This window comes from Sphingobacterium sp. B16(2022), assembly GCF_012030425.1.
GTDB classification, from domain to species: Bacteria; Bacteroidota; Bacteroidia; order Sphingobacteriales; family Sphingobacteriaceae; genus Sphingobacterium; species Sphingobacterium anhuiense.
The window spans coordinates 554110-566736 of sequence record NZ_JAAUVN010000001.1 but is presented as its reverse complement, the minus strand read 5'-3'; the positions used below and the strand labels follow the sequence as shown (position 1 = coordinate 566736).

12 protein-coding genes are annotated in these 12627 nt (G+C 39.1%); 10 read left to right on the top strand and 2 right to left on the bottom strand.

Annotated features, from left to right (window positions below):
* Position 1 precedes the first annotated feature (1 nt).
* A complete protein-coding gene (locus HCX49_RS02595; protein ID WP_132771346.1) occupies positions 2-766 on the top strand; it encodes a TIGR03915 family putative DNA repair protein in 765 nt (254 codons plus the stop codon).
* Positions 767-824: 58 nt separating this feature from the next.
* A complete protein-coding gene (locus tag HCX49_RS02590) occupies positions 825-1106 on the top strand; it encodes a GNAT family N-acetyltransferase (protein ID WP_132771345.1) in 282 nt (93 codons plus the stop codon).
* A 235-nt stretch (positions 1107-1341) separates the two neighbouring features.
* Here HCX49_RS02590 and leuS read toward each other — a convergent pair whose 3' ends face one another.
* Positions 1342-4125, bottom strand: a complete 2784-nt coding sequence (gene leuS / locus HCX49_RS02585; RefSeq protein WP_132771344.1) for a leucine--tRNA ligase — start codon at positions 4123-4125, stop codon at positions 1342-1344.
* A 217-nt stretch (positions 4126-4342) separates the two neighbouring features.
* On the opposite strand from leuS, the gene HCX49_RS02580 reads away from it, so the two are divergent.
* The 5 genes from HCX49_RS02580 (at position 4343) to HCX49_RS02560 (ending at position 8205) form a co-directional block, all read left to right on the top strand.
* Complete coding sequence (locus HCX49_RS02580; protein WP_021191641.1) at positions 4343-5221, top strand: cell division protein FtsX; 879 nt, start codon at positions 4343-4345, stop codon at positions 5219-5221.
* A 2-nt stretch (positions 5222-5223) separates the two neighbouring features.
* Positions 5224-5454, top strand: coding sequence for a DUF3098 domain-containing protein (locus HCX49_RS02575; protein WP_021191640.1), 231 nt, complete (start codon positions 5224-5226; stop codon positions 5452-5454).
* A 15-nt stretch (positions 5455-5469) separates the two neighbouring features.
* The gene (locus HCX49_RS02570; RefSeq protein WP_045754414.1) at positions 5470-6285 is read left to right on the top strand and encodes an undecaprenyl-diphosphate phosphatase; all 816 of its coding nucleotides are present in this window, start codon (positions 5470-5472) and stop codon (positions 6283-6285) included.
* Positions 6286-6448: 163 nt separating this feature from the next.
* Positions 6449-7186: a tRNA pseudouridine(55) synthase TruB gene (gene truB / locus HCX49_RS02565; protein ID WP_132771343.1), complete on the top strand. Its 738-nt coding sequence runs from the start codon at positions 6449-6451 to the stop codon at positions 7184-7186.
* A 44-nt stretch (positions 7187-7230) separates the two neighbouring features.
* Positions 7231-8205 (top strand): bifunctional riboflavin kinase/FAD synthetase, encoded by a 975-nt coding sequence (locus tag HCX49_RS02560; RefSeq protein WP_132771342.1) that lies wholly within the window; start codon positions 7231-7233, stop codon positions 8203-8205.
* Between the two features lie 147 nt (positions 8206-8352).
* Here the strand turns inward: HCX49_RS02560 and HCX49_RS02555 are convergent, their stop codons facing one another.
* Complete coding sequence (locus tag HCX49_RS02555; RefSeq protein WP_031287693.1) at positions 8353-10356, bottom strand: M13 family metallopeptidase; 2004 nt, start codon at positions 10354-10356, stop codon at positions 8353-8355.
* Between the two features lie 83 nt (positions 10357-10439).
* On the opposite strand from HCX49_RS02555, the gene HCX49_RS02550 reads away from it, so the two are divergent.
* From HCX49_RS02550 to HCX49_RS02540, 3 genes are read left to right on the top strand one after another with little or no spacing between them, the layout of a single operon-like run.
* Positions 10440-11078 carry a DUF45 domain-containing protein gene (locus tag HCX49_RS02550; RefSeq protein WP_132771341.1) on the top strand — a complete coding sequence of 213 codons (639 nt, stop codon included), beginning with the start codon at positions 10440-10442 and terminating at the stop codon, positions 11076-11078.
* On the top strand, positions 11060-11422 hold the full coding sequence (locus HCX49_RS02545) for a hypothetical protein (protein ID WP_132771340.1): 363 nt from the start codon (positions 11060-11062) through the stop codon (positions 11420-11422). Before HCX49_RS02550 ends, HCX49_RS02545 begins: the two co-directional genes overlap by 19 nt.
* 1 nt (position 11423) lies before the next feature.
* A complete protein-coding gene (locus HCX49_RS02540) occupies positions 11424-12626 on the top strand; it encodes an oxygenase MpaB family protein (protein WP_168126028.1) in 1203 nt (400 codons plus the stop codon).
* Position 12627: the final 1 nt, after the last annotated feature.

Here is a 12627-nt window from a genome sequence, read left to right as displayed (position 1 = left end):
GATGTTAAAAACGCTGAACTACGATGGTACCTGGTCAGGACTAATGACATGTGTCTTTTGCTCCTTTGAGTACAAATGGCAGGTCGGCGCTATACAGCAACATGCTTCATCTAGCCAAACGGGCCTCTTTACTGCTCCAGAATTGATCAGCACAGATAATGAAAAAGCCAGACGCGTACTCCTCGGTCTTGAAAAAAAAATAGGTCTTCAGGGGATCCAAGAACTTTATTATGTCCATCTTTCAGAAATCAAAGATCGAGAACTTTTGATATTGCGAAGTATTATTTACTATTTTAGATCAGAATCCAAAGCCAATCAAAACTATGGCCATGACGATATCTTACAGATAAAAAAAATTGTTCGCTCTGTTTCCAGAGAAAGACACCGGGTAAAAGCATTTGTCAGGTTTCAAAAAATGAAAGATGGTTTATATTTTGCTAATCTAGAACCTGATTTTAATGTCCTACCGCTAATTGTGAAGTTTTTCAAAGAACGCTATGCAGACCAAAAATGGCTTATCTATGATCTGAAGCGAAAATATGGTATCTACTATGATTTAATGGAAGTAACAGAAGTTAAATTCAGCGATACTTTAGCTAAAAATCAAATCGAAATTCACTTAGACGAAGAAGAATCACGCTACAGTGATCTCTGGAAAAACTACTTTGAATCAGTCAATATCAAGGAACGAAAAAACACAAAACTACATGTTCAGAGTCTACCAAAACGTTATTGGAAATATTTAAATGAAAAAAATTTGTTATAAAAATCTTATTTTTAAAAAACCAAAGGCAGAAATTAGCTGTTTATTAAATTAAAAAGAGATGACTATAAAAAACATTGAAAACGAAAAGAAGGGTCAAATAATCGCAGAAATCGATGGTAAAGAAGCTGGTTTGATGGAATATACCTGGGCTGGAGAAGACAAATTCATTATTGATCATACCGAAGTACACCCGGAATTTAACGGCAATGGTGTCGGCAAAAAGATGGTACTCGAAGCAGTTGATTATGCCCGCAAAAAAAATGCGAAGATCATGCCCCTTTGCCCTTTTGCAAAATCTGTATTTGATAAAACTGAAGCATTTCAAGATGTATTGTTTTAAAACCTGCTTTCAGGTTTCAAGACAGTTCTGGTTATAAAGTTAGAAATATCGAACTGAAAGTAATCAAATGCGAAAAGTGCCTATACCTTGATAACCGAATCTGGCAGTGTAAGAGCAAGAGCCAGAATAAAAATTCAGCGATCATAAACGATAAAGGAACAATAGTATAAAACATAAAAATGCGCTTTTGAATAAATCAAAAGCGCATTTTTTATATGATTATAGCGTTTTTAGATTAAACTACAATATTGATAATCTTCCCTTTAACAAAAATAAGCTTTTTCAATGCTTTACCGTCCATATAGCGCTGTACATCTTCATTGGCCAGAACAACTTCTTCAACAGCTTTTGCGTCTAGATCCAATGCCAACAATAAGTTCATTTTCATCTTACCGTTTATCGATACCGGATATGCAAATTCCGATTCCACTAAATAATCAGCAATAAATGTCGGATAAGTCGCATACGAGATCGATCCAGCTTCTTTACCCAATAACGACCACAGCTCTTCCGAAATATGCGGTGCATAAGGCTGAAGTACAACAACCAGCTGTTCTAAAATAGCACGTTTATTACATTTAAGATCAGTAAGCTCATTCACACAGATCATAAAAGCTGAAACCGACGTATTGAATGAAAAACGTTCAATATCATCCTCCGCCTTTTTTATAATCTTATGCAAAGCTTTATATTCCGCTTTTGTAGGTTCCACATCCGATACATTAAAGTTACCTTCAGCATCATGGAACAAACGCCATACTTTCTTTAAGAATTTGTAAACACCTTCAATACCATTCGTATTCCAAGGTTTTGCCTGTTCCAACGGACCCAAAAACATTTCATACAAACGTAGTGTATCTGCACCATAAGCTTCGATAATATCATCAGGATTGACAACATTGAACTTTGATTTAGACATTTTCTCCACTTCCGTTCCGCAGACATATTTACCGTCTTCCAAAATAAATTCAGCAGCGGCATAATCTGGTCTCGACGCTTTAAATTTCTCCAGATTCAGCACATCGTTAACCACAATATTAACATCTACGTGTAATGGAATCGTGTTGTACTGATCTTTCAAACCATAAGAAACATACGTATCTGTTGCTTTTCCTTCATCGCCTAATAAGCGGTATACAAAATTAGAACGTCCCTGGATCATCCCTTGATTGATCAGTTTTTTGAAAGGCTCTTCCTCATTGTGGAAACCTAAATCTTTCAAAAATTTATTCCAGAAGCGTGAGTATAGCAAGTGACCTGTAGCATGCTCAGAACCACCGATATATAAATCAACAGCTTTCCAGTAATCTACCGCTTCTTTCGAAGCAAAAGCTTCTGTGTTCTGAGGATCCATATAACGGAACCAGTACCAAGAAGATCCGGCCCATCCTGGCATTGTACTCAATTCATACTCGTACTGATCTTCGTATTTCCAGTTTTCCGCACGTCCCAAAGGTGGTTCACCTGTTTCAGTAGGTAAGTATTTGTCCACCTCAGGCAATAACAAAGGAAGCTCTTCTTCCTTTATTAAGTAAGGCAATCCATTTTTGAAATAAACCGGAACCGGTTCACCCCAGTAACGCTGGCGACCAAAGATCGCATCACGCATCCGGTAGTTAATTTTAGCTTTTCCTAATTGTAATTCTTCCAACTTTGCAATTACAGCAGCCACACCTTCCTGGTAGTTCAAGCCGTTCATAAAATCAGAGTTGATATATTTACCATCCTTATTTCCATCCGCTTCCTCTTCAATCTGCTGCGAGTCAGAAATCTTGACGATCGGTAGATCAAAATGCTTTGCGAACAGATAATCACGTTGATCGCCCGAAGGAACAGCCATTACAGCACCTGTACCGTAACTCGCCAATACATAATCAGCAATCCAGATCGCAACATCCTCTCCCGTAATCGGGTGTTTGGCATATGAACCTATAAACGCACCCGACACCGTTTTTGTATCAGACATTCGGTCCAGTTCCGATTTTTTACTTGTTTTATCAATATATGCAGTAACTGCAGCCTGCTGATCAGCAGTCGTTAATTTTGAAACCAATTCATGCTCCGGAGCCAATACCACAAATGAAACACCAAATATTGTATCGACACGGGTGGTGAATACTTCAATATACGTCTCCAGCTGTGGAACTGGAAATTTCACTAATGCACCCACAGATTTACCGATCCAATTACGTTGCATCTCCACCAAAGGCTCTGGCCAGTCCACAAGCTCCAGACCACGCAACATACGGTCAGCATAGGCAGTGATACGCATCGACCATTGCATCATTTTCTTCTGCTCCACCGGATGCCCCCCACGCTCAGAAAAACCATTGATCACCTCGTCATTCGCCAGCACTGTCCCTAATGCTGCGCACCAGTTCACGGTACTTTCACGTAAGTACGCAATACGGTATTTCAACAACTCACGCTGTTGTTTTTCTTCGTCAAAGGCAAGCCATTCCGCTCCTGTAAATGTTAATACATCATCATCAGAAACAGCATTAATTCTCTCTGAGCCAGTTTTTTCAAAACGACTAATTAAAGTATCGATTAACTCTGCTTTATCCGAATCATTGTTATACCAAGAATTGAACAGTTGCATGAAAATCCATTGCGACCACTTATAGTAAGAAGGCTCGGAAGTACGTACCTCTCTGCTCCAATCAAAAGAAAAACCAATGTTATCCAATTGTTCACGGTAACGGTTTATATTTGCCTCAGTCGTAATCGCTGGATGTTGTCCCGTCTGAATGGCATACTGCTCAGCAGGTAAACCGAACGAATCATATCCCATAGGATGCAAAACATTAAAACCTTTTAAACGTTTATATCTTGAAAAAATATCCGAAGCGATATAACCAAGTGGATGACCGACGTGCAGTCCAGCTCCAGAAGGATAAGGAAACATGTCTAAAACATAATATTTCGGTTTTTCATGTGTATCCGCAGATTTGAATGTTTCATGATCGGCCCAAAATTTTTGCCACTTTTTTTCTAACGATTTGTGATTGTACTCCATTTTTGTATTGAGGAATTTTGTAAGACTTGCGAAATTACGATTTTAATAGCGAATTGTAAGAAAAGTTTTGTAGTTTAAACAATAAATGATAGTATTGAAAAGTTAATTACAAAGGATATAGCGAATTTTCATACTTCCGCAAGAAAGTTATTACAAGAATAATTCGAATAAATCCCCTCAAATCATTACTTTCGCAAATAAATTTTTATTGCTTATTATGTCAGAATACGAATCAAGCACGCAAAAAAGAAAGACAAAATCAGTTTACGTCTCTACTGTTATCAGTATAGCTCTAGTCCTTTTAGTGACTGGATTGCTAGGTTTATTACTTGTTCACGCAAAGAATCTATCGAAATACGTAAAAGAAAACATCGTACTCAATGTCATCGTTAACGATGGCACCAATGAAGGAGATGTACTTTCACTGCAAAAGGATCTAGAAAAAGATAAGTATGTCCTACGTACAGAATATATTAGCAAAGAACTAGCTGCAAAATCATTGAAAGAAGATTTAGGCGAAGACTTTGTACAGTACTTAGGCCACAACCCACTGCTTCCTTCTATTGACGTATACATGAAAGAAGATTACGCCAATTCGGATAGTATCAAAACCTTTATAGACAAAATATCACGCAACACCCGAATCAAAGAAGTGGTTTACCAAGAATCGCTTATCGATATGGTCAATAAAAATGTACGTATTATCAGTATTGTAGTATTGGCGTTTGCCGCGATCTTATTAGTGATAGCAGTAGCCCTCATCAACAATACCATCCGTCTGGCGATCTATTCACAGCGGTTCCTGATCAAAAGCATGCAATTAATAGGAGCAACCAAAAACTTCATCCGTAAACCATTCATCACCTACGGTATTATTCATGGACTATTGGGCTCGCTTATCGCCATCCTATTATTAATATTCACACTGAAGTTTGCACAGCAGCAGATTCCAGAACTGGTATTTTTAAGAAACTGGTACGAATTTGCCGCGATCTTTATCGTGGTCATCGCAATCGGAATTCTAATTTCTGGCTTAAGTACATACTTTGCCGTAACCAAATATTTAAAAGCAAAATCTAACGATTTATACAGTTAAAAATGGCTCAAATCAAAAAATCTGAAACGACAAACAAAGGTGCTTTTGTTTTCGGAAAATTGAATTATCAATTATTTATTGTTAGTATCATTATCGTTATCATCGGTTTCCTGCTTATGAGCGGTAATACAGATATCTATAGTTTTACTAAAATCACGTTAGCTCCCATCGTCATAGTACTTGGTTTTGCATTGGGTTTTGTAGCCATTCTTTACAAACCAAAATCTAAATAAAAGTAGAATTACACTATGTCCTTATTTGAAGCCATCCTTCTAGCGATTGTAGAAGGATTAACTGAGTATCTTCCGATTTCATCTACAGCCCATATGGGCTTTACTGCAGCCTTAATGGGTATGCAGGAAAGTGAATACCTCAAAATGTTCCAGGTGTCTATCCAATTTGGCGCCATCCTGTCCATCGTAGTTCTCTACTGGAAGAAATTTTTCGACATCAAAAATATCCAGCTGTATTACAAACTAGCTATTGCTGTTATTCCGGCACTGGTTTTAGGAAAACTACTGGACGATAAAATCGAAGCCGTATTAGGCAATCAAATCGCTATTTCAACCGTCTTGGTATTAGGTGGTGTTGTCCTGCTATTTGTTGACAAATGGTTCAAGAATCCAACCATCTTAGATGAAAAAGAGATTCCGATTAAGAAAGCATTAATTATAGGTTTTTGGCAATGTCTAGCCATGATGCCAGGTACTTCCCGTTCAGCAGCATCTATTATCGGTGGTTTGACGCAAGGATTAGACCGTAGAGCAGCAGCAGAATTTTCATTCTTCTTAGCAGTTCCGACTATGCTTGCTGTAACAGTTTACTCCGTATTTGTAAAAACATGGGGCGAAGGAACAGCACATGCGCAGAAAGGTTATGAGATGATATTTGCCAGCAATGAAAATATCATCGTCTTTATTGTCGGCAATGTTGTCGCATTTATAGTCGCTATGATCGCAGTTAAATCATTTATTACCGTCTTAACGAAATACGGATTTAAATTCTGGGGCTGGTACCGCATTATTATTGGTATTGCTTTATTAGTATTCTTCTGGAATAACTAATACTTTGACGCTACGCTTACTTTTACCCGCTATGGTGAAAAATAATATGAGTACCTTTGCAAAAAAATACAAAATCAGCTTGACTTTGTTTTACTAAAATCTTCGTTTAACGAGATTCAGCAAATAAAACAAAATCAATGATCTAGTGCAATTGAACTAATGAATGGAAAATAACGAGAAAGATCAAATAGAAAAGGTATTTTCATTTGCCGAAGGACAAATGTTACTGATAGATAAGCCACTGACCTGGACTAGCTTTGATGTGGTGGGGAAAATTCGTAACTCCATTAAACCATTAAAGATAAAAGTAGGCCATGCAGGTACATTAGACCCGCTAGCTACCGGTTTACTAATTGTATGTACAGGTAAATTCACAAAAAAAATAGACAGCTATCAAGCTGAAGATAAAGAATACACAGGAACGATCACCTTAGGTGGTACTACCCCTTCTTACGACCTGGAAACAGAAGTTGATGAAACCTTTCCGATCGATCATATTTCGGAGCAGATGATCCACGATGCAGCGAAAACCTTCGAAGGAGATATCGACCAATATCCACCAGCACATTCAGCAATCAAGATAAACGGAGAACGTATTTATGAAAAGGCTCGCCGTGGCGAAACAGTCGAGTTAAAAACACGTAAAGTCTCCATTAACAGCTTTATCATCGAAAAAATAGAAATGCCGGTCGTTCATTTCAGAGTATCATGCAGCAAAGGAACATATATTCGTTCCCTGGCGTACGATTTCGGAAAAGCGCTTAGCAGTGGTGCACATTTAAGTTCACTAAGAAGAACGAAAAGTGGCGATTACCAAGTTGAAAATGCTTGGAACCTAGAAGAATTAATTCAAAAAATAAAGGCTCACAAAGAAATTAGTATCACAGAACCTCAATTGTAACGATTGATTTCTATTGATTAATTTCTCGAAAAATATTTCATTAAATGAAAATTTATAGAAGTTTAGATGATTTTAAAGCATTGGAAAATGCAGTTGTTACCATCGGTACATTTGATGGTGTCCATATCGGTCATCAAAAAATATTAACTCATCTAAAAGAATGCGCTAAAAAAATTAACGGTGAGACCGTATTGTTAACCTTCTACCCTCACCCTAGATTAATTATCAATCCGGATGATGACAGTTTACGTCTTATCAATGATATAGAAGAAAAAGTGAGCCGACTATCTGAATTGGATATCGACCATTTAATCATCACACCGTTTTCACGCGATTTCTCAAACCAGACACCTGAAGAATACATCAGCAATGTACTGGTCGGAAAACTCGGCACAAAGAAAATAGTGATCGGATACGATCATCATTTCGGGAAAGATAGAAGTGGAAGCTTAAAAGATCTGCAACAGTACGCTGATATTTTTGACTACTCGGTGGAACAAATCCCCGAACAGGACATCAACGACGTTGCAGTATCGTCAACACGTATACGCCTTGCACTGATTACCGGCGATATCAAGACCGCAAACCTTTACTTGGGCTATCCTTTTGAATTAACAGGAACAGTGATCCGCGGGGACCAAATCGGCCGTACAATCGGTTTTCCGACTGCCAACCTGCAGGTGCACGAACAACACAAATTAATTCCTGCATACGGTATCTATGCTGTTGAAGTTCATATTTTCGATCATTTACAAAATATTACCACAGGCGAATACGTAGAAATACAGCCAATCAAAATTGCTAAAGGAATGGGTTACATTGGTACCCGACCAACAGTAGATGGAATGAACAGAAGCATTGAAATAAGCTTATTTGATTTCAATGATGATATATATGGGAAGACATTACGCGTAAAATTCCTGCATTTCATCCGTCATGACGAACGTTTTGACTCCTTACAGGAAATGAAAGATCAGATCCAGGAAGATGAAAAACAGATCCGAGCATTACTTTTTTAAAAAGTTACTTAACTAATAAGTGAGATGGCTAGAAGACTCAGAAGTCAAAAAAATTCTAGCCCTCTTAACTAAAATAATAGAAAAGCCCTTACAGGAATCTGTAAGGGCTTTCTATTTTAATCTCGATCTTTCCTATACAAATAAGAACTACCAGATCACAATTCTATCCGTTTTAGGGACAAATAATTTATCACCTTCCTTCGTACCGAATGCCTCATGAAAACCATCTAAATTGATGATCGGCGCAAAAGCACGATATTGAGCTGGCGAATGCGGATCTGTCTTCACTTGGTTCACAACAAACTCATCCGTTGTTTTAGTTCTCCAGATCGTAGCCCACGATAAAAAGAAACGTTGTTCTTGTGTATATCCATCAATCAGACCTGGGTTACCTTTATCTTTCAGGTACATTTTCAAGGCATCGAAAGCAACAGAAGAACCACCTAAGTCACCTATATTTTCACCTAAAGTAAAACGGCCATTCACCTTCACACCCGGTACCGGTTCATAAGCTTCAAACTGTTTTACCAATGCATCAGCAGAAGCTTCAAACTTCGTCTTATCCTCTTCGGTCCACCAGTTGTTCAAATTACCGTTTCCATCATATTTAGCTCCTTGATCATCAAAACCATGAGACAGCTCATGACCGATAACCGCACCGATACCACCGAAGTTAACTGCTGCATCTGCCTTATAATCATAGAATGGAGGCTGTAAGATCGCTGCAGGGAATACAATTTCATTAAACAAAGGACTGTAATAAGCATTGACAGTTTGTGGTGTCATACCCCATTCCGATTTGTCGACAGGTTTACCTTGCTTATCCAAATTCTTTGCAAAAGCCCATTTACGCTCGCTCAGGATATTATCAAATAAAGAAGTACCCACATTTAACGTAGTGTAATCTTTCCATTTATCCGGGTAACCGATCTTCACATTGAATTTCGAAAGTTTCTCTAAAGCCTTTACTTTCGTATCGGCCGACATCCACTTCAGATCATTGATATGCTGCTGGAAAGATTTGATCAGGTAACCGACCAATTCCTCTGCCTGCTCTTTTGCTTGTGGCGGGAAATTCTCTTTCACGTAAAGTTTACCCAAAAGCTCACCTGCCACACTGTTGACAAATTCAACTCCTCTTTTTTCCAACGCACGTTGTTCTTTTTGACCCTTCAATTTTTTACCCCAAAAATCAAAATTAAGTTGATCCAGGTCCGCTGTTAAATATGCCGCAGCATCATTCATCACGTTAAATTTCAAGACCTCCTTAATCGCTTCTAGGTTTTCAGGCTTCAATACCTTGTCTAGGTTCTGATAATAAGCCAGTTCTGAAACAATCACGGTATCCGCCTTAAAACCCGTATCTTTCAGATATTTGGCAATATCAATGTTTTTGACCATTTTCTTCAGATCAGCAACAGCAACCGGATTATAACGCTTTTCAGCATCACGGGACTGCTCCACTGTTTTCAGGTTTTTAGCCAGTTCTTTTTCAAAAGCAACAATCTTCGGACCCTTTAAGTCACGCGTACGCTGACCGACTTTACTATAAAGCGCCGAGATAAAATTAGAATAATCACCTAAAGTTTCCGTATTCTTAGCATCTACAACCTGATAGTAAGAACGCCCCAGACCTAAACTTGCAGCACCTAAATAAACCGTATTGACGTTACTATTTTTTAAGTGTGCATAGACATAAGCACCGAAAAAAGGATTGCCACCGATTGGCGTCACCTCAACCAGATAATTGTACAGACCGTTAAAATCCTTGATCGCATCGATTTTATCCAGATAAGGTTTAATTGGAGTTACGCCCAATTGGTTACGTTTATCAAAATCAATATAAGAGCGATATAAATCACCGATCTTTTGACCGTCAGAACCTTTTGCAAAGGTGGTACTTAAAGATTCTTTCAAGATCTTCAACGTCGCAATGTCTGTGTTTTCACGAAGCTCGTCAAAAGATCCCCATCGCGCTTTATCCGAAGGTATCGACACTGTCTTCATCCATTGACCGTTTACAAAATTGTAAAAGTCATCCTGAGGACGAACACTCTTATCCATAAAGGCTGTATTGATTGCCGGCTGCTGCTGTGCAAAGAGCATTCCTCCGCACATCAGTAAAGCGGCAAGAACTGAATGTTTTTTCATATTACCGTTTATTTGTTTTAATTTAATGACAAACTTAATAAAAGTTAGTATTATGTTTACAAGGTCGAACATTTAATTTCAGTATGCAAATCGAAATAGCTGGAAAAAACTATCAAATCATTACAACCGATTCCAAAGAAATCCGCTTGGAGCAACATCCGGGCATTGCGCGCATTTTTGCTCCCGTCGACTTTGAAATCAGCACCTTAGAACAGTTTATTAAAAATAACAAGAATAGCCGAACAGTTTCTGAAGAAGTCGAGTATCAAGAACATCCGGTACGTCTCTTTCAACAAAACTATTTACTCAAACTCATCAAGAATACCACCTCGAACAAAATTCTGGTTAAAAACAGAACCATTACCTTGTACTGTAAAGGGACAACTTATCAAAAACAGCTACATGACTGGCAGAAACAATTTATACTCCAGCAGCTAGCAGACGAAATCGGCTATTGGGAAGAAAAATTAAATGTGCTGGTGGGTAAGATCAAACTTAGGGCATTACCAAAGAGTCTCTACAGCCTGCAGGCAGAAAATAACATTACTTTTAGCACATCGGTCACGTGCTTATCGGTCTCGGAACTCCATTACCTGGCCTTTAAAGCCATTTCTTCACAGATTTCATTAGATCCGAAGATCAGAACAACATATTTTCCAGACCAACAGCAGCTCGAACATCAACTAGCTTATACACTAAAAACATGTCAACAATCACATTAAACATACCGGTTACAGATACAGCATTACAGAAAATCAAGCAAAATTTCACCTTATTGCTCGATCAGATCACAGCCGAAGACCGCAAACAGCTGCAGGAAGCGGTATTCGACAGCCTATCCGACAAAGATGGCGCACCGCAGATCGGCGATCTTAGCGTCTCGAGTTTCACTTTCAACGATATCGAAAAGAAAGGTAGATTTCGAATCAGCTTCAACATCGACCGCCAATTTTGCTGCAGTGATACGATCTCCTGCCAGTCCGATTACGTTGATTTCGATTTCTCCTATACATCTGGGAACATCGTTGCTACAGGCAATTTTATGAATTGGGATATAGACAATTAAGATGGAAATACCGAGCCGATTCAAAACAAATACCTCCTCCTTTCATCATTATTGGACCGCAGGTGCCGGAGTAGAACTGTTAAAAAAACTGCCAAAGCAGCCCGACCTTCGGGAAGCAAACAAGTTGGTTCCCTACCTCTTCAACTGCGATGAACCGGCAGACGAATTGGTCAGAAAGCTCCATCAGCAAGTTGGTTTTGGCAAGGGACAGCAATTACTACGTGCGTATTTAGTTGCTCCGGAAAATGTCGATGAGCCCTATAGAGAAGCACTTGACACTTTTTTCTCTTCGATTGAGAGCTCACCGTCCTGGTTAAACTGGGAACTGCTGGAAAGTGGCATCGCAGTAAGTCAGCGCGCAGGATTAAGCGGTCTGATCGTCTTGCGCGACTACTGCCTCATGGGTGGTTACGAATCGGCAGCAATCAATAAACCACTTATCTATACCGGTGCACTAAAAAAAGGAGCCGTGAAGCGCCTGGCAGATACAGTAGACTTTTGGGTAGACATCATGGAAAATGGATCTTTAAAAAGCGGGCAGATCGGTTATCAAAAAGTAATGGAAACCCGCATTATCCATGCTTTCTCACGGATCAATATTCTGGCGAAGACGGATTGGGACAAAAATGAATGGGGCCTACCGCTCAATCAGTGGGACATGCTTGCCACCAACCTGGGATTTTCGCTGGTCTTTATCGTCGGGTTACAGCGCATGAAATTTCAGATCCTTCCAGAAGAAATAACAGCAGTACTTCACCTCTGGAAATATATCGGTTACTTGTTAGGTATCCCCTTGCAACTACTTCCTGACACGGAACAACAGGCTATTGAAGCGCTCTACTACTGGACCATGACACAAAAAGAAGGCGATGCCGATTCCAGGTTATTGGCCCAGGCCCTACAGGAAGAGCCTATAGCCGCGTATTATCCGGAATCAGCGCTGGGACGTAAAATGATGCGCGAAATTCATCTTTATTATAACCATTTTCTCCTAGGCAGCTATTCCTGTAGACTTTTAGGCCTCGACACCACCAGAATTGGTGCCATAGCCTATCTCAATGTTTTAAAAAACAAAATGCGTAATAACAAGTCCAGACTTACCCAACAACGTCAGCTTCTCATCAATAAAGGAAGAGCCGAGCAAATGGAAGTCAAGAGAATCTACTTAACCTACAACAACCGGGAGAACAACAAGCAACACTAAC

Coding starts and splice junctions, on each gene's coding strand:
- HCX49_RS02595 (WP_132771346.1), top strand. CDS start 2: ATGTTAAAAACGCTGAACTACGATGGTACCTGGTCAGGACTAATGACA.
- HCX49_RS02590 (WP_132771345.1), top strand. CDS start 825: ATGACTATAAAAAACATTGAAAACGAAAAGAAGGGTCAAATAATCGCA.
- leuS (WP_132771344.1), bottom strand. CDS start 4,125: ATGGAGTACAATCACAAATCGTTAGAAAAAAAGTGGCAAAAATTTTGG.
- HCX49_RS02580 (WP_021191641.1), top strand. CDS start 4,343: ATGTCAGAATACGAATCAAGCACGCAAAAAAGAAAGACAAAATCAGTT.
- HCX49_RS02575 (WP_021191640.1), top strand. CDS start 5,224: ATGGCTCAAATCAAAAAATCTGAAACGACAAACAAAGGTGCTTTTGTT.
- HCX49_RS02570 (WP_045754414.1), top strand. CDS start 5,470: ATGTCCTTATTTGAAGCCATCCTTCTAGCGATTGTAGAAGGATTAACT.
- truB (WP_132771343.1), top strand. CDS start 6,449: ATGGAAAATAACGAGAAAGATCAAATAGAAAAGGTATTTTCATTTGCC.
- HCX49_RS02560 (WP_132771342.1), top strand. CDS start 7,231: ATGAAAATTTATAGAAGTTTAGATGATTTTAAAGCATTGGAAAATGCA.
- HCX49_RS02555 (WP_031287693.1), bottom strand. CDS start 10,356: ATGAAAAAACATTCAGTTCTTGCCGCTTTACTGATGTGCGGAGGAATG.
- HCX49_RS02550 (WP_132771341.1), top strand. CDS start 10,440: ATGCAAATCGAAATAGCTGGAAAAAACTATCAAATCATTACAACCGAT.
- HCX49_RS02545 (WP_132771340.1), top strand. CDS start 11,060: ATGTCAACAATCACATTAAACATACCGGTTACAGATACAGCATTACAG.
- HCX49_RS02540 (WP_168126028.1), top strand. CDS start 11,424: ATGGAAATACCGAGCCGATTCAAAACAAATACCTCCTCCTTTCATCAT.